General features: G+C 73.4%; 9 protein-coding genes. 3 read left to right on the top strand and 6 right to left on the bottom strand.

What is annotated here, in order from left to right:
- Positions 1-67: 67 nt before the first annotated feature.
- Entirely contained in the window at positions 68-1,597 is a 1,530-nt protein-coding gene (locus ACH4D3_RS02950; protein ID WP_398315686.1) for an MFS transporter, read from the bottom strand.
- The gene (locus tag ACH4D3_RS02945; RefSeq protein WP_398315684.1) at positions 1,591-2,967 is read right to left on the bottom strand and encodes a hypothetical protein; all 1,377 of its coding nucleotides are present in this window, start codon (positions 2,965-2,967) and stop codon (positions 1,591-1,593) included. The genes ACH4D3_RS02950 and ACH4D3_RS02945 overlap by 7 nt, the downstream gene beginning before the upstream one ends.
- A 395-nt stretch (positions 2,968-3,362) precedes the next feature.
- Between ACH4D3_RS02945 and ACH4D3_RS02940 the strand changes: the two genes are divergently transcribed.
- A complete protein-coding gene (locus ACH4D3_RS02940; protein WP_398315682.1) occupies positions 3,363-10,298 on the top strand; it encodes a glycoside hydrolase domain-containing protein in 6,936 nt (2,311 codons plus the stop codon).
- 86 nt (positions 10,299-10,384) lie between these two features.
- Here the strand turns inward: ACH4D3_RS02940 and ACH4D3_RS02935 are convergent, their stop codons facing one another.
- Both ACH4D3_RS02935 and ACH4D3_RS02930 read right to left on the bottom strand, forming a co-directional pair.
- Entirely contained in the window at positions 10,385-11,719 is a 1,335-nt protein-coding gene (locus ACH4D3_RS02935; RefSeq protein ID WP_398315680.1) for an MFS transporter, read from the bottom strand.
- Between the two features lie 165 nt (positions 11,720-11,884).
- Positions 11,885-12,655, bottom strand: a complete 771-nt coding sequence (locus ACH4D3_RS02930; protein WP_398315678.1) for an AraC family transcriptional regulator — start codon at positions 12,653-12,655, stop codon at positions 11,885-11,887.
- A gap of 161 nt (positions 12,656-12,816) precedes the next feature.
- Here ACH4D3_RS02930 and ACH4D3_RS02925 point away from each other — a divergent pair, with 161 nt between their 5' ends.
- Both ACH4D3_RS02925 and ACH4D3_RS02920 read left to right on the top strand, forming a co-directional pair.
- Complete coding sequence (locus tag ACH4D3_RS02925) at positions 12,817-13,785, top strand: HAMP domain-containing sensor histidine kinase (protein ID WP_398315676.1); 969 nt, start codon at positions 12,817-12,819, stop codon at positions 13,783-13,785.
- Positions 13,786-13,883: 98 nt separating this feature from the next.
- On the top strand, positions 13,884-14,948 hold the full coding sequence (locus tag ACH4D3_RS02920; protein WP_398315674.1) for a biotin/lipoate A/B protein ligase family protein: 1,065 nt from the start codon (positions 13,884-13,886) through the stop codon (positions 14,946-14,948).
- Between the two features lie 15 nt (positions 14,949-14,963).
- Here ACH4D3_RS02920 and ACH4D3_RS02915 read toward each other — a convergent pair whose 3' ends face one another.
- Positions 14,964-15,638, bottom strand: coding sequence for a response regulator (locus ACH4D3_RS02915; RefSeq protein ID WP_398315672.1), 675 nt, complete (start codon positions 15,636-15,638; stop codon positions 14,964-14,966).
- Entirely contained in the window at positions 15,635-16,807 is a 1,173-nt protein-coding gene (locus ACH4D3_RS02910) for a sensor histidine kinase (protein ID WP_398315670.1), read from the bottom strand. The genes ACH4D3_RS02915 and ACH4D3_RS02910 overlap by 4 nt, the downstream gene beginning before the upstream one ends.
- Positions 16,808-16,889 lie beyond the last annotated feature (82 nt).

Here is a 16,889-nt window from a genome sequence, read left to right as displayed (position 1 = left end):
TGGTCGGTGCGGACTTCGGTGCAGGGGGCGGTACGAGGGTGGTGCGCGGGGACGTCCGGCGGACGGGTCAGTCCCGCGCGGCGCGGGACGCGTCCGCCCGGTCGGCGGACGCCGCGTCGGAGGTTTCGTCGGGGGCGTCGGCGGTCCTGGTGAGCGCGCCGGCGGTTCTCGTGGGCGCGCCGGTGGGTCGGTCGGCGCCGGGGGGTGCGTCTGCGCCGGGGGGCCCGTCGGCCCCGGAAGGTCCGTCGGCGTCGGTGGACGCGTCGGCGGGGCCGGTGTCCTCGCCGCTGCGCTCGGGCCCCTCGGGCAGTGGCGGTTCGTGCTGCGCCCGCGGCCGGGGCGGGGGCAGCAGGGCCGCCGCGACCAGGGGCAGGGCGCCCGCGGTCAGGAAGACCCAGGCGGTGCCGGCCGTGGCGGCGAGGGTGCCGCCGAACAGCGAGCCGAACGGGATGACTCCCCAGGTCAGCCAGCGGTAGGCGGCGTTGACCCGGCCGAACAGGGGCAGCGGGATGGTCGCCTGGCGGTAGGAGACCACCGCCACGTTCCAGACCATGGACACCAGCCCGTAGACGAACAGCCCCAGGGCGACGACGGGCACCGCGGGCACGGCCAGGGCGAGGAAGCAGACGCCGAGCAGCGGCGCGCCGAACCGCATGACCGGCCCGTCGCCGACCGCCTTGAGGATCCGTCCGGTCACCGGCCCGGCGAGGATGCTGCCGACGGCGAGACAGGTGAGCAGCAGTCCGTACCCGGTCTCGGAGAGGCCGAGCCGTCCGGGCCGCACCGCCCACAGCGGCAGCATGGTCAGGCACATCGAGTAGGACAGGTTGTTGACGGCGGCGGCCGTCGCGAGCCGGGCGAGGTCCCCCCGGCCGCGGAAGTAGCGCAGCCCCTCGCCGAGTTCGGCGACCAGGGAGCCGAGCGACGAACGGCGCCCGCCCGCGCGGGCCGGTTCGGGTGCCGGCCGGGCGTGGCTCGCCGCCGCCTGCTGGACGGCCGCGGGCAGCAGTCCCAGCGCCCAGACGGTGACCACGTACAGGGCGACCACCGCGGCCAGTCCGCCGCCGGAGCCCAGCGCCACCACGTAGCCGCCGAGGGCCGGACCGATCAGCTGCGCGAGGAACATCTGGGTGGACTGAAGGGAGGCGTTGGCCTTGGAGAGCTGCCCCACCGGGACCAGCCGGGGCAGCTGGGACTGGGCGGCCACGTCGACGAAGATGCCCGCGCAGCCGATGAGGAAGGCGGTGACGACCAGCGCCCACAGGGGCAGCCGGCCGGTGGCGGCCAGCGCGCACATGACGGCCACCAGCGGCAGCCGGACCGCCGACGCCCAGCGCATGACGCTGCGGGGCGGGTACCGGTCGGCCAGCACCCCGGCGGGCAGGGTGGCGATGAGCCAGGGCAGCCGGACGGCGAGGCCGACCGCACCGACGGCGACCGCGGAGCGGCTGATGCCGAGGGCCAGCAGCGGCACCGCGATCTTGTAGATGCCGTCCGCGAGGTCCGAGGAGACCACGGCGGACTGGAAGAGCCGGAACGGAGAGCCGAGCCGCTCCTTGCCGGGGGTGTCCCGTCCCCTCCGGATGGCACTCAACATCGGTCCACCAGCACCACGGAGCTCATCAGGGCGCCGTGGTGGGCGTTGAGGACGGGCCCGCCGCCGGGGACGCCGTGCCGTACCAGCACGCCCGAGGGGGCGCCGCCGAACATGAACGGGCCGACGACGAAGGGTACTTCGGCGTGTTCCAGGGCGCCGGTCTCCTGGTCCTGGAAGTCCAGCGCGAGCCGGTCCGGCGTCACATGGGTCTGCAGGATGTGGTGTCCGGCCCGCCGGGCGTCCTCCAGCGCCCGGCGCCACTCCTCGTCCCGGACCTCCGGGCCGAGGACCACGCCACCGCCGCCGTAGCCGCCGACGGGCTTGAGGACCAGCTCCGTGCGGTGGGCCAGGGCGTGCCGCAGCAGCGCGTCGCCCTCGGGGCCGGACGCGGGGAACAGGGCCGTCCAGGGCAGGTGGCGCTCGATCAGCCGCTGGTCGTCCTCGGGCAGCGCGTCCTTGTCCGCCCAGAGCCAGGCCATCGTGGTCTTGTCGCTGAGCAGCCAGGTCGCCTCGGGCGTGTGCATCCGTACCCGGCCGGCGCGCACGGAGCGGACCAGGGCGTCCAGACCCCGGCTCGGCGGCTGGTCGAAGCTGAGGAAGAGCCGGAACACGGCGTCCACCCGCCGCCCGTCGAGCAGCAGCACGTCCTCCGCGCCGGTCTCCAGCCGGTCCATCGGGCAGGCGACGGTGTCCATGCCGTGCCGCCGGCCGCTCTCGCACATCGGGGCCAGCCAGGCGAGAAAGGCGTCGGGGTCCTCGAGTCCGGGTGCCGCGCCCTTGCGGAACACGGGAATGGCGACCCGCGCCCCCTCCGAAAGCCCCAGTGACGTACGGATTTCGGCGAAACGGGAATCCACGGCGGACGGCGGGGCGTCGATACGGTCCCCGCCGGGAAGCGGACGGTAGAGATCGCGGAATCGCGCGGCGAGGAGATCGGCCTGGAGTGTGCCGCCGAGCGCACCGTCGATATTGAATTCGACGAACCGGGGGACGCCTGACCGATAGACGATGTCGGGGCGCGCGGCGACGAGCAGGTGGTCGCCGAGCAGCTCCGTGCGCGACAGCAGCGGCGTGTCGGCCTCGTCCACCCCCAGCACGTCCTGGAGTTCGCCGACGGTGGTGGCCCTGCGGCGGCAGCAATCGAGGATCAACCGCATCAGACGTGCGGAAACGCGGCCCAGTTCGTCGTAGTGTCTCCGGTCGACGAAGCTCGGGCGCACCGGGCGCCAGGTTCCCTTGGAGCCGCTGATCCCGTCATGGACGCGCCGCGCGCCGGCGGCCGAACGGGCCAGGGCGCTTTCGCGGAAGGACGGGGCGAGTTCACTCCAGATGTCGAACGAACGACGCGATGAACCGAGATTGTTCTCCATGCCCCCCCGCATGTCCTGATGCCGATTTCGCACAGGGGGTTTCCGCGTCCCCCCAGCCGCTGGAGCGGAACACTATCGCCTCGGCGCCGGCACCGATTCGACGCGCCGGAAGATGCCTCTCCGGTACGGAGTCCGGGGCGAAGAAAACCCGCGCCGCACCCACGCGTCCGCGGACATCTTGCCGATGGCTCGCGCGCAATCGGCAAATACCACTACGTGGACACCGGGTGGCGGCGGTCCGCGTCCACGGCGCTCGCGGCCGGGTGCACCTCTGTACGAACTCCGTTTCCCCGTTGTATGACTTCTCCCTATGTGATGGCGGAGCGTTCACCCGGAGCGCACGCTTCGGAAGCCGCTTGACAACGTTGTCCAACAGGGAAGGGTCCGTGCTCGTCATGCCCGACAGATCCAAGAGACCGCCGATACGGTCGTCCAGTCCACGGGCCGCCCTGCGGGCCACCGTCGCGGCGGTGCTCGCCGGGGCACTCGGCCTGGCCGCGCTGACGGGCGGCGGCACCGCCGTCGCCGTGCCCGTCACCAAGGCCCCGCCCTCGGCCGGTGAGGCGTCCGGCGCGACGGACTACACGAAGCTCGTCGACCCGTTCGTGTCCACCGCGGGCGACGACGGCAACGACCTTCCCGGGGCCCAGGCGCCGCACAGCCTGGCCAAGGTCAACCCGATGACGACCCCGGGCCGCAACCACTCGGGGTACGACTACAACGAGGACCACATCGCCGGGTTCACCGCCACGAACCTGGACGGCGTGGGCGGTTCGGGCGGCGGCGGCGACCTGCTGGTCGTCCCGACCTCCCAGCAGTACGACAGCCGCCCGGCCACCGGCACCTACGCGCACCCCTACAGCCACGACGACGAGAGCGCGACGCCCGGCTCCTACCGGGTGGGGCTCGGGTCCCCCTCGGGGACGATCGACGCCGAGATGACGGCGACGACCCGCACGGCGCTCGAACGGTACGCCTTCCCCGCGGGGGCGCGGCCCCAGCTGGTCCTCGACCTCGCCAACAACTTCACCAGCCGCACCCGCGCGACGCTGGACGCGACCCGGCTGAAGGACGGGACGACCGCGATCAGCGGCCTGGTCGCCGGGTCGTTCAACGGCGCCTCGTACCGCCTGTACTACTACGCCACCACGAACGTCCCCGTGACCTCGCTGCGCACCTGGGGCGACGACGGCGCGCTGGGCGACGCGACGGCGCGGGAGGGCACCGACACCGGCGCCGTCCTCGGGTTCGACCCGGCCGACGGCGACGACGTCGAACTGCGCGTCACGCTGTCGCCGATCAGCGCCGAACAGGCCGCCACCGACCAGCACGAGGAGGTCGCGGGCCGCACCTTCGAGGAGGTGCGCGCGCAGACGAAGGCGGACTGGAACCGCACGCTCGGCGCCGTCGCGGTGCGGGCCTCGAAGAAGGCCGACCCGGACTCGACGCTCACCAAGCAGTTCTACACGCACCTCTACCGCATGTACGCGCTGCCGGTGAACGCCACCAGCACCAGCGGCACGTACCGCGGCGTCGACGGCGCGGTGCACAAGGCGAACGGCTTCACGTACTACGACGGCTGGTCCACCTGGGACGACTTCCGCAAGTACTCGGTCGCGGCCTACATCGACCCGGCGACCTACCGGGACATGGTGCAGTCCGCGGTCATCCTCTTCGCCGACGCGCACGCCGCGGGCAAGAGCCTCGGCAGCCTCACCCACTCGGTGCCGACGGTGCGCTGGGAGCGCTCGGCCGTGGTGATCGCCGACGCCCTGTCGAAGGGGTTCAAGGACTTCGACCGGCTCGACGAGGCGTACCCGGCACTGAAGTCGTACACCGGCTACTACACCGGGACGCAGCTGCGGCAGGGCTACGTCGCCGGTGACCCCGGCACCACGGTCCAGCGCGGCTACGACCAGTGGGCGCTGTCCGTCATCGCCGACGCGCTCGGCGAGGACGCGGACGCCGAGAAGCTGCGCGAGCAGGCGACGATGGCGACCGACAACCTCGTCAAGCCCGGCGCCTGGACCGCGGCCGACGGCACCGAGGTCGGTCTGCTCACCCCGCGCGACGGCGAGGGCGACTGGCAGCAGGCCGACTACGAGAAGTTCGAGGAGGCCAAGCTCTACCAGGGCACGCTCTGGCAGTACCACTGGTACGACGCGTACGACATGGGCGGCCTCATCGAGGCCATGGGCGGCGAGAAGGCCGGCCGGGCCGCGATCCGGCACATGTTCGGCGAGGACTCCGACGCCGACGACGGCTCGACCATGCTGCACTCCAACGCCAACGAGATCGACCTCCAGGCCCCCTACCTCTTCAACTACGTCGGCGAGCCCAGCCTGACGCAGAAGTGGGTGCGCGCCATCTACACGGGCGAGACCTGGAACCGGTACATCGCGACCGGCTCCACGAACGAAGCACCCAGCTCCGGCGGCGAGTTCAGGCCGCCGGTGAAGACCAAGGCCTACGAACTCGCCCCGGACGGCTTCCTGCCGACCATGGACAACGACGCCGGCACCATGTCGACGATGTTCGTCGCCGCCGCCCTCGGTCTGTTCCCGGTGACCGCGGGCTCCAGCCAGTTCCAGATCGGCAGCCCGTTCTTCGACTCCACGACGATCACCTACGCCAACGGTGCGAAGTTCACCGTCGAGGCCGACGGGGTCTCGCCGGACGACTACTACGTGCAGAGCGCCACGCTGAACGGCAAGCGGTTCTCGAACACATGGCTCGACTACTCGCAGATCGTGGCCGGCGGCACCCTGAAGTTCGACATGGGCTCCAAGCCGTCGTCCTGGGGCGCCCGCACCGCGCCCGCGTACTCCCTGAACACCGACTCGGGCGACGGTGACGACGACCACGGGCCGGGCAGGGGCACGACCGTCGTCTCCGCCCGCCCGGAAACCGTCAGCACCGCCGCGGACGGCACCGTCGACGCGAGCGTCCTGCTGCGCCTGTCCGGCCGGGCGTCGTTCGCCGCGCGGAAGGGCACCAGCCTCACCCGGACCGGCGCGGCGAGCGTGACCGGCCTCCCGGACGGCGTCACGGCCGACCTCCGGGTCACCGGCCGGCGCACCGCGTCGCTGAAGCTCACCGGCACCACGAAGACCGACGCGCGGTTCGGCATCACCTTCCGCGACCGGGCCTTCCCGCACGGCATACCGGCCTCCACGGTGACCGGCACCGGCGTGTCCGTGACCGACCCGCTGGTCGTCTCGGCCGCGGCCGTGCACCGGGCGAGCCTCGCCGCGCTCGTCGACGAGGCCTCCCTGGTGCGCGAGGGCAACTACTCCGACGGCTCCTACGGCATCTTCCGCACGGCGCTGGAACGCGCGCGGACCGTCCTCGCGGACTCCGCCTCCCCCACCGGCACGCTCATGGCGGCGCACGACGCGCTGCGCTCCGCCGTCGGCGCACTCACCCTGGACGAGGGCGGTTACGCCGTCCTCCAGGCCGAGGACCCCGACCGGATGGAGGGCCCCAGCCTGGTGAAGGAGGCGTACTACTCCGACGGCGACCTCGGCGGCGTCACCGAGGGCGCCTGGGAGCAGTACACGGACCTCGACTTCGGCGGTGTCGCCCCGCGCAGCGTCTCCGTGCGCTACGCCAACTCGCAGGCCGCGGCGGCGGAACCGAGCAGCGTGGACATCCACGCCGGGGACGCCGACGGCCCCGTCGTCGCCACCGTCTCGCTGCCCGGGACCGGCGGCTGGCAGTACTACACGACCGTGCGGGCGGCGGTCTCGGACCCGGAGGCCCTGCTGGCGGCGTCGAGCGCGACCTTCGTGTTCCACGCCCCCTCGGGGCAGCAGTGGGTGTCCAACTTCGACTGGTACCAGTTCTCGCCCGAAGCGGCCCCCTCGTCCTCCCCGATCACCACACTCGCCACGCTCACCACCGCCAACACCACCTCGACCGGCGACGGTTCACTCCCGCTGAAGCTCTCGGGCGGCGTCTTCGAGAACGTGACGAACGGCGCGTGGGCCCAGTGGCGGGACACCGACCTCGGTGACGGCGCCGACACCGTCACCGTCAGCTATGACAAGCCCCGCTCCCGCGCGGCATCGGACTCGCACATCGAACTGCGCCTGGGTGCGAAGGACGGCCCGACCGCCGTCACCGTCCCGCTCGACTACACCGGCTCGGGCTGGGGCACCGTGGCGGACACGAGCGTGCGGCTCGACCCGGACGTCTTCGAGGGCACGCGGGACGTCTACGCCGTCTTCGTCTCCAGCACCCAGACCGACGCGCAGCCCTACGTCGCCAACGTGCACTCGCTCACCCTGACCCGGCAGGCGGACGCCCCGGTGGTGTTCGACGCCACGGCCTTCGAGGGCGACAGCGGCGGCGGACTCAAGAGCGAACCGGCCACCTGGAACGGCGCGGGCTCCGCCACCAGTCTCGGCGGCACCTACGACGGAGCCTGGCTCGACTACGGGGACGTCGACTTCGGCGACTCCCCCAAGAACACCGTCACGCTCACCTACGTCAACAACTCCGCGCGCTGCGGCACCGGTTCCGCCGTCCAGCTCTACCTGGACTCCTTCGACCCGGACGCCCCCGGCACGCCGTACGCGACCGTCCCGCTGCCGGTCACCGGCAGCTCGTGGTCGTCGGGCGGCACGACCAGCCTGACCCTGCCGGAGGCGGTCACCGGCACGCACGCCGTGCACCTGCGGCTGACCACGCACGCCGACTCCTCGCACCCCTACGTCGCCAACCTCGGCCAGGTCACCTTCGACCACGTCGAGGCGCCCGCGAAGACGGACCTGTCCGCGCTGCGCAAGGCGGTCGACCAGTACGAGGACCTGGCCGGGGACGCGGACCGTTACGGCACGATCGACTTCTGGGTGTTCCGGCGCGAACTCACCGCCGCCCGCGACCTCCTCGGTGCCGAGGACGCGACACAGCTCGAGGCCGACCTGCGGACCCGGAGCCTGACCCTGGCCGCGAACCAGCTGGTGCCGCTGCCGAGGCTGCGGCTGGAGAACCTGGTCGCCACGGCGTCCGCCCTCGGCAACGAGCGCTACACGGACGCCTCGTGGAAGACGTTCACCACGGCGCTCACCGCGGCGAGGACGGCCGTGGCGGACGAAGCGGCGACGGACCGCACCCTCACCGAGCGGTACGCGGCCCTCGACCGCGCCAGGTCCTCGCTCACCACGAAGCGCAGGACGGTCCCGGCCGCGCCCGACGCGGTGTCCGCGGCCCCTTCCGGCACCAGCGTGAAGGTCACCTGGTCCGCACCCGAGGACGACGGCGGTTCGCCGGTCACCGGCTACGAGATCACGCTCAGCGGCGGCCACCAGGTCGAGATCGCCGATCCGGACAGCCGGAGCACGGTGTTCACCCGGCTGACGGACGGCACGTCGTACACGGCGCGGGTCCGCGCGGTCAACGCCCTGGGCGACTCCCCCTGGAGCGCGGCGACGCAGCCCGTCGTCACGGGCGACAACAGGCCGCAGACCCCGACCGTCACGGGCGTGGTCACCGACGGCGAACGCGTCCGGGTGGACTGGCGGCCGGCCGGTGACGGCGGCTTCCCGGTCGTGGGCTACACCGTGGCCCTCGACGACGGAACCACCGCGCACGTCCCCGGCACCACCTCCACCGCGCTGCTCACGGCGCCCGGCGGTGCGAAGGCCCACAGTGCCACCGTGACCGCGGTGACCCGGGCGGGCAGCTCGGACGGCCCCGCGGCGACGGTCTCCACCGCCCCGGCCACGTCCGCCGCCTCGGCCACCTCGGCCTCCGACCCGGGGGACTACGAGCCGTCGCCCTTCCCGGACGACACGCTCGACGCCACCTACGACTCGGACGCGTGGCCCGAGACCGGGGACGGGTCCGACTGGTTCACCCACCTGCTCTCCGGATTCGACGAGCTCGGCCCGACCACGCTCGGCGCCAACTCGGAGGTGCCCGTGGGCACCCCGCTCGGCGCCGAGAACGACAGGATCACCGTGCGCGTCAACAACGCGGCGACGCGTGAGCAGGTCGACCGGGCCGAGGTGGACGCGTCGAACAGCGCCACCGTCACGATGGCCGACGGTCTCGGCTCCCGGCTCGGCCCGCTGTACGGCGAGGCCCTGAAGGAGGGCCGACTGCCCAAGACCAGCGCGCTGTTCTCCCGCGTCAACGAGAACCTCGACACCCACGACGCGGCGAAGAACCACTACCAGTACCTGCGGCCGTACGTGCGGCTCGGCTTCGCCGGGGACGGCGGCGCGGTCTACGAGTCGCCGGACAGCTCGTACAGCGGCCTCGCCGGCCAGGGCTCGTACCCGAGCGGCCACACCTACGGCGGCTACGAGGCCGGGACGATCCTCGCCACGCTGCTGCCCGACCTGGCGCCGTCGATCCTCGCGCGCGCCTCGGAGTACGGGGACAACCGGATCGTCCTCGGGTTCCACTACCCGCTGGACGTGATGGGCGGCCGCATCACGGCCCAGGCCACGGTGGCGCACCGCTGGGCGGACCCGGAGTTCGCGAAGCTGCTGGGCCAGGCCCACACCGAGATCGAGAACGTGCTGCTCGCGCGGTGCGAGGAGGAGGGCTACGGCGACACCCTGACGGCCTGCGCGGGCGACCCGTACGCCGGGCTGAGCACGGCGCAGCAGATCGACCGGTACACCCAGCGGCTGACCTACGGGTTCTCCCGTACCGGGCAGGCCGGGCAGGCCCTCGACGCGCCGTCCGACGCGGCGGCGCTGCTGATCACGGCCTTCCCGGAGCTCACCGCGGAACAGCGCACCCAGGTCCTGGAGCAGACCGCGACGGACTCCGGGTACCCGCTCGACCTCACCGGGTCCGGCGGGCCGGGCTGGCAGCGGATCAACCTGGCGGCGGCGATGGCGGCGGACGTGGCCGTGAACGCCGACGGGTCGGTCACGGTGACCAACTTCCCGGACGCGACCGAGGCCAGTGTGGCCGACGCCGCCGCGATCACCGTGGGGGGCGTGGCCCTCGACGGGTTCGACCCGGACGTGAGCACCTACGTCGTGGACTGGCCGCGGAACAGGCGGATCCCGGCCGTCGGTGCCGTGACGGCGGCGTCGGGCGCGCGGGTGAAGGTGACGTCCGGCAGCTCCACGGTCTCCTCCTCCGAGCGCGGGTTCAGCACCCGTACCCTCACGGTGACCTCGGCCGACGGTGAGTTCACCCGCACCTACACGGTCGGGTTCCGGCCGGTGAAGCAGCATCCGCACCGGCCGGGTGCGCCCTGGGACACCGGCGGCGGGACGGCCGGTGGCAGTGGCGGCGGTCGCGGTGACGCCGGCGGTGGCGGTCTCTGGTCGCCGGCACGCGAGTGGGAGCAGACCGCGCGTTGACGGCGGGCTGACCGCGATCCGACCGCGGCCCGCAACTGGTGCACCGCCCCGTCACGGCACGTCCGTGGCGGGGCGGTCCGCCGTTCTCAGGTCGGGGTCGGCTCCTCGGCGCGCGGTCCGTTGCCCTCCCGGGCGCGGCGCAGGGCGTCCTCGTCGGTGCGGGCGTCGTAGCCGACGAGCCGGGGCAGGGCGGCGGTGAGCAGGCCGACGGCCGCGACACAGGCCACCCCGCCGGTCCAGATCGCCGGGCGGGCGCCGGTCCAGCCGGCCATCGCGCCGGCGCGGACCTGACCGAGCTGCGGCCCGATGCTGTAGGAGAGCACCTCGATGCCCGCGAGGCGGCCGCGCAGCCGGTCGGGAATGGTCTGGTTCCAGATGGTGGTGCGGCCCAGGCCGCTGAGCATGTCCCCGGCGCCCGCCAGCGCGAGGCAGGCCAGCACGAGCCAGATCCGCGAGGTCCAGCCGGCCGCCGCGACCGCCAGTCCCCAGCCGGTGGCGCCGAACACCACCAGCAGGCCGTGGCGCCGGGTCCGGGACACCCAGCCGCTGGTCAGGCTGACCACCAGGGAGCCGACGGCGCCCGCCGAGTACATCAGGCCCAGCGCCCAGTCGGCGTCCAGCTCGTCGGCGAGGAAGGGGAAGATCGTGTTCGGGAACGCGAACAGCATCGCCGCCAGGTCGATCGCGTACGTGCCCAGCAGCACCGGCCTGGACCAGGCGTACCGGGCGCCCTCGGCGATCCCGCGCAGCGACGGCCGGGCCGCGTGCTCGACGGGCGGCACGGGTGAGAGCCCGCGGCACATCAGGACCGAGGCGCAGAAGCAGACCCCCGTGGTGGTGTAGGCGGGCACGTTGCCCGCGTAGGCGACCACGAGGCCCGCGAGGGCGGGTCCGGCGATGGCGCCGGCCTGCCAGCGCAGGGCGTTCAGGGCCGCGGCGGCGGGCAGCTGGTCGTGCGGCACGATCCGGGCCAGCAGCGAGTCCAGGGCGGGGCGTTGCAGACCGGCCAGTGCCGCCACGCCGCCCGCGACCAGGTACAGCGGCCAGAGCAGGGGTCGCGGCAGCAGCGCGTTCACGAGCAGGACGGCCGCGAGGAGTCCCAGGCCCGCCTCGGTGAGCACGATGACCCTGCGCCGGTCCACGGCGTCGGCGAGCGCCCCGCCGTAGAGGCCGAAGACCACCAGGGGTACCAGTTCGACGGCGCCCATGACGCCGACGGCCAGCGGGGAGCCGGTCAGTTCCTTGATCTGGAGCGGCAGCGCGATCAGCGCCATCACGCTCCCGAGGTAGGTGACCAGCCCCTGCACCCACAGGAGCCGGAAGTCGCGGGAGGAGCGCCAGGGCGCGAGGTCGGGCAGCAGGGCGGTGAGCTTCGACGCGAGGGCGATCGGCCGGGACATGGAGCGCAGCAGTGTTCTCATCGACCCGGTGTTCACTTTCGGGGAGGACGGCACGGAAAGTCGCACAGAGTTAGTTAGGTAAGGCTTACCTGAACTCGGCCCGCTCAGACTAGGCAGCCCGCGCACCCGTGGCAATCGAGCCTTTTCGACAGCGCTTGTAGCGATCGGGACACGGCGCGGCCGCCCTCACCGCGCCCGGAACCTGCCCGGAGTGGTCCCCGTGGTCCGCCTGAACGCCGCTCCGAAGGCGCTCGCCGAGCGGTAGCCCACCGCGTCGGCCACCACGTCGACCTCGAACCCGAGCGCCAGCAGCCGCACGGCGTGCTGCGCCCTCACCGAGGCGACCCAGCGGGCGAAGCTCGTGCCCGTCTCGGCGCGGAAGGCGCGGGTCAGGGTGCGCTCGCTGCGGCCGAGTACGGTGGCCCAGCCGGTCAGGGTGCGCCGGTCGGAGGGGTCGGCGCGGACCGCGTCCACGATCGGCCGCAGCAGCGCGGACGTGGGCAGGTGCACCAGCAGCGCCCTGGGTGAGGGCCGCAGGACGTCCAGCACCATGGCCTCGGTGACGTCCCGGGAGCGCGGCGGCAGGTCCGGCTCCGCCAGCCGGGCCAGGAGCAGCCCGAGCAGGGGGGTGATGTCCACGGCCACCGGCTCGTCGGGCAGCGCCGAGACCGTGCCGTGCCGGAAGAAGTGGGCGCGGTAGGAGGTTCCGGCGACGGCGGAGGCCGAGTGCGGCTGCCCCGCGGGCATCCACAGGCCGAGCGTCGGTGTGATGCACCAGACCTGGGAGCCGACCACGGCGGTGGACGCGCCGTGGGCGTTCCAGAGCAGTTCGTGCCAGGGGTGGGCGTGCTCGGTCCAGGTCGTGTCGGCGGCGACGACCTCCTCGTACGCCTTGATCACGAACGAGACGTCCACCTCGCCGGCGGCGAGCGCCGGCAGTTCCCTGGTGACGCGCATGCGGCCCAGGCTAACCGGCGGGGGCCGCCGGTCCGTCCGGCCGATGCCGTCCGGACGGTCCCGGCCGGACGGTCCCGTCCGGCCGGGACGTGGCGGTACGGGCCGGAAATGGGTGTGCGAACCGATGGACGCCCGTGGCACACGTCCCGGACGCTGCTGCGGTGCCCCTGTTCTGGAGAATCTCGCTGTTCAACTCGGTGGTGCTGATCGCGGCGACCGCGTTGCTGCTGGGACCGGTGACCGTGTCGACCCCCGTGCTGCTCACCGAGGCCGCGATCCTCACGGCCGGCCTGGTGGTCATACTGATCGCCAACATCCTGCTGCTGCGGATCGGCCTCGGGCCACTGCGCCAGCTCGCGCGCGCCATGACCACGACCGATCTGCTGCGGCCCCGGGTCCGCCCCAAGGTCGACGGCGACGGCGAGATCGCCGAGCTGATCACCACCTTCAACACCATGCTCGACCGCCTGGAGGCCGAACGCGCCCAGAGCGCCGCCCGCACGCTGAGCGCGCAGGAGTCGGAACGCCACCGGGTCGCCCAGGAGCTGTACGACGAGGTGGGGCAGACCCTCGCCGCCGTGCTGCTGGATCTCAAGCGGGTCGCGGACCAGGCGCCCGGCGAAGTACGCGAGCAGCTCTCCCAGGTGCAGGAGACGACCCGGGCCAGTCTGGACGAGATCCGCCGCATCGCCCGCCGGCTGCTCCCCGGGGTCCTGGAGGAGCTGGGCCTGGGCAGCGCCCTGAGGTCGCTGTCGGACGAGTTCACCGGACCTTCGCTGACCGTGCGCCACGACATCGCCTCCGGGCTGCCCGATCTCGGCGACAACGCCGACCTGGTGCTCTACCGGGTCGCCCAGGAGGGACTCACGAACGCGGCCCGGCACTCCGGGGCCCGCCTGGTGGTGCTGTCCCTAGAGCGGGCCGGTGACGCCGTCCGGCTGCGGGTGCGGGACGACGGCCGGGGCTTCGACGACTCGGGCGGGGCCGCCGAGGGCGCCGGGATCCGGGGCATGCGGGAGCGCGCCCTGCTGATCGGCGCCGACCTCGTCGTCGGCCCGGCGCGCGGGGGTGGCACCGAGGTGCGCCTGACCGTGCCCGTCGGCGACCGGGTGCCCGCCCGGGTCGGGTGACCGCCGGGACCGGGGGAAGGGCGGAGCGGGGCGCGCAAGGGCGGGAACACACCGGTGGGGCGCGCTGTTGTGGCCGGATGCGGAACGGAGGCGGAACGGTGCACGGTGAATACAAGATCCCCGGCGGCAAGCTGGTCGTCGTGGACGTGGAGTCCGAGGACGGCGTGCTGCGGCACGTGCGGGTGGCGGGCGACTTCTTCCTGGAGCCGGACGAGGCGCTGGACGCGGTGAACCGCGCGCTGGAGGGCGCCCCGGCGGACACGGACGCGGCGGGACTCGCCGCGCGGATCGACGCGGCCCTGCCCGAGGGCACCGTCATGTACGGGCTGACCTCGGAGGGCGTCGGCATCGCCGTGCGCCGCGCGCTGGCACACGCCACGGACTGGACGGACTACGACTGGCAGCTGATCCACGAGGGACCCGAGTCCCCGGCGCTGCACATGGCCCTCGACGAGGTGCTGACCGCCGAGGTCGCCGCGGGCCGGCGTCCGCCGACGCTCAGGGTGTGGGAGTGGGGCGCCCCCGCGGTGATCATCGGCAGTTTCCAGTCGCTGCGCAACGAGGTGGACGCCGAGGGCGCCGCCCGGCACGGCATCGAGGTGGTCCGCCGCATCTCCGGGGGCGGCGCGATGTTCGTGGAGCCCGGCAACACGATCACCTACTCCCTGTCCGTGCCGGAGGCGCTGGTGCAGGGCCTCTCCTTCCAGGACAGCTACGCCTACCTCGACGACTGGGTGCTGGGCGCGCTCGGCGAGATGGGCATCCGCGCCTGGTACCAGCCGCTGAACGACATCGCCACCGACCAGGGCAAGATCGCGGGCGCCGCGCAGAAGCGCGTCGTGGGCCCCGGGGGCGGACCCGGCGCCGTGCTGCACCACGTGACCATGTCGTACGACATCGACGCGGACAAGATGCTTGAGGTGCTGCGGATCGGGCGGGAGAAGATGTCCGACAAGGGCACGAAGTCCGCGAAGAAGCGGGTGGACCCGCTGCGCCGGCAGACGGGCCTCGCGCGCGAGGCCGTGATCGAGCGGATGATCTCCTCCTTCGGCGGGCGGTACGGGCTCAGCCAGGGCAAGGTGACGGACGAGGAGCTGGCCCGGGCCCGGGAGCTGGCCCGCGCCAAGTTCTCCTCCGACGGGTGGACCGCCCGGGTGCCGTGAGGCTCCCCGCGTCTCCTAGGCCGAGCCGCGCACCGCGACCAGGCCCGACTCGTAGGCGAACACCACGAGTTGGGCCCGGTCCCGGGCGCCCAGCTTGGTCATCGCACGGCTGATGTGCGTCTTGGCGGTCAGCGGGCTGATCACCATGTGGGCGGCGATCTCCTCGTTGCTCAGGCCGCGCGCCGCGAGCGCGGTGACCTCGCGTTCCCGGCGGGTGAGGGCGTCCAGGCCGGGCGCGGTGGACCGGTCCGGGGGCCGGGCGACGAACTCGCCGATCAGGGTGCGGGTGACCGACGGGGAGAGCAGTGCCTCGCCGTGCGCCACCACGTCGATGGCCTGGAGCAGGTCGGCGGGCTCGGTGTCCTTGAGGAGGAAGCCGCTGGCTCCCGCCCGCAGCGCCTCGAAGACGTACTCGTCGAGGCCGTAGTTGGTGAGGATGACTACGCGTACGGCGGCGAGGGCCGGGTCGGCGGCGATGCGGCGGGTCGCCTCGATGCCCGACATCACCGGCATCTGCACGTCGACCAGGGCCACGTCGGGCACCTGGGCCCGCACCAGCGCCACCCCCTGTTCCCCGTCGGCTGCCTCGCCGACCACCTCGATGCCCTCCTCGGCGTCGAGCAGCGCCCGGAAGCCGGCCCGCATCAGCGCCTGGTCGTCGACGAGCGCGACCCGGAGGACGCCGCTCATACCGTCTCCCCCAGCGGGAGCCGTGCGCACACCGAGAAGCCGCCCTCCGCGCGCGGGGCGGCCCGCAGGGTGCCGCCGAGGGCGCTGACGCGTTCGTGCATGCCGGTCAGGCCGGTGCCGGGCACCGGCGGGCGGGCCGGATCGGCGGCCCCGTCGTCGTCCACACCTATCGTCAGCTCCCCCATGTGATCTCTCGTGTGATCGGTCATGTGATCCGCCGTGTGCTCCGTCGTGTGCTCCGTCGTGTTCCGCGTGCCGTAGTCGAGGCGGACCCGCACCTTCGCCGGTCCGGCGTGGCGCGCCGCGTTGGTGAGGGCCTCCTGCACGATGCGGTAGGCGGCCCGGTCGACGGCCCGGGGCAGCGGGCGCTCGTCCCCGGTGACCGTGAGATCGACGGCGAGGCCCGCCGCACGGGCCCGCTCGACCAGCAGGGCCGGGGTGCCGGTCGGTTCGTCGGCCCGCAGCACCTGGAGGGCGGAGCGCAGCTCGCGCATCGCCTCGCCACTGGCCTCCTGGATGGCGAGCAGCGCGGGCGGCACCTCGTCGCCGCGTTTGCGCGCCAGGTGGACGGCGACGCCCGCCTGGAGCTTCACGATGGAGATGCTGTGCGTCAGCGAGTCGTGCAACTCGCGGGCGATCCGCAGCCGTTCCTCCCCGGCGCGGCGCAGCGCCGCCTCCTCCCTGGTGCGCTCCGCCTCCAGGGCCCGCTGTTCGGTCTGGCGCAGGTACGCCTGCCAGTTCCGGTCGGCGAGACCGGTCACCACGGCGCACAGGAACCAGCCGGCGAGCAGTCCGGCCCGTTCGGCCGCGTGCTGCGTGCCGGGGCCGGTGGCCACGTACCCGGCCAGGAACACGGCGCCGCCGGCCGCCGCGACGCCCCGGTGGCCGACCCGGGCCGCGGTGTGCACGGCGCCCAGGACGGGCAGCGCGGACAGCGGGCCGGGGTGCGCGTGCACGACGTACGCCGTGCCCAGCACGGTGGCGGCGGCCAGCACCGCGCGCGGGGCGGCGCGGTGGAAGGCGAGCGCCGCCGAGGCGAGGACGACGAGCACGTGGTCGAGTGCCGTGGTGTCGTCGTCGAAGGCGGCGACCGCCGTGCCGAGGGCGCCGACGACGGCCGCGAGGACCACGTCGGCGAGCCGTCCGCGATCGATCTGACGCCCACTCATGCCCGCACCCTATGTGTCCCGGCCGACACGCGCGTCGGCCCTGTGGACGGCTTGCGGACTACTCCCGGCGAAGTAGTCCACC

Origin of the sequence: Streptomyces sp. NPDC018026, assembly GCF_044327745.1 — a bacterium.
GTDB lineage: Bacteria > Actinomycetota > Actinomycetes > Streptomycetales > Streptomycetaceae > Streptomyces > Streptomyces rubrogriseus.
This window is presented reverse-complemented; position numbering and strand designations above follow the sequence as displayed.

Excerpts from the sequence above, each read along its gene's own strand:
- ACH4D3_RS02950 (WP_398315686.1), bottom strand. The coding sequence starts at position 1,597 with ATGTTGAGTGCCATCCGGAGGGGACGGGACACCCCCGGCAAGGAGCGG.
- ACH4D3_RS02945 (WP_398315684.1), bottom strand. The coding sequence starts at position 2,967 with ATGGAGAACAATCTCGGTTCATCGCGTCGTTCGTTCGACATCTGGAGT.
- ACH4D3_RS02940 (WP_398315682.1), top strand. The coding sequence starts at position 3,363 with ATGCCCGACAGATCCAAGAGACCGCCGATACGGTCGTCCAGTCCACGG.
- ACH4D3_RS02935 (WP_398315680.1), bottom strand. The coding sequence starts at position 11,719 with ATGAGAACACTGCTGCGCTCCATGTCCCGGCCGATCGCCCTCGCGTCG.
- ACH4D3_RS02930 (WP_398315678.1), bottom strand. The coding sequence starts at position 12,655 with ATGCGCGTCACCAGGGAACTGCCGGCGCTCGCCGCCGGCGAGGTGGAC.
- ACH4D3_RS02915 (WP_398315672.1), bottom strand. The coding sequence starts at position 15,638 with ATGAGCGGCGTCCTCCGGGTCGCGCTCGTCGACGACCAGGCGCTGATG.
- ACH4D3_RS02910 (WP_398315670.1), bottom strand. The coding sequence starts at position 16,807 with ATGAGTGGGCGTCAGATCGATCGCGGACGGCTCGCCGACGTGGTCCTC.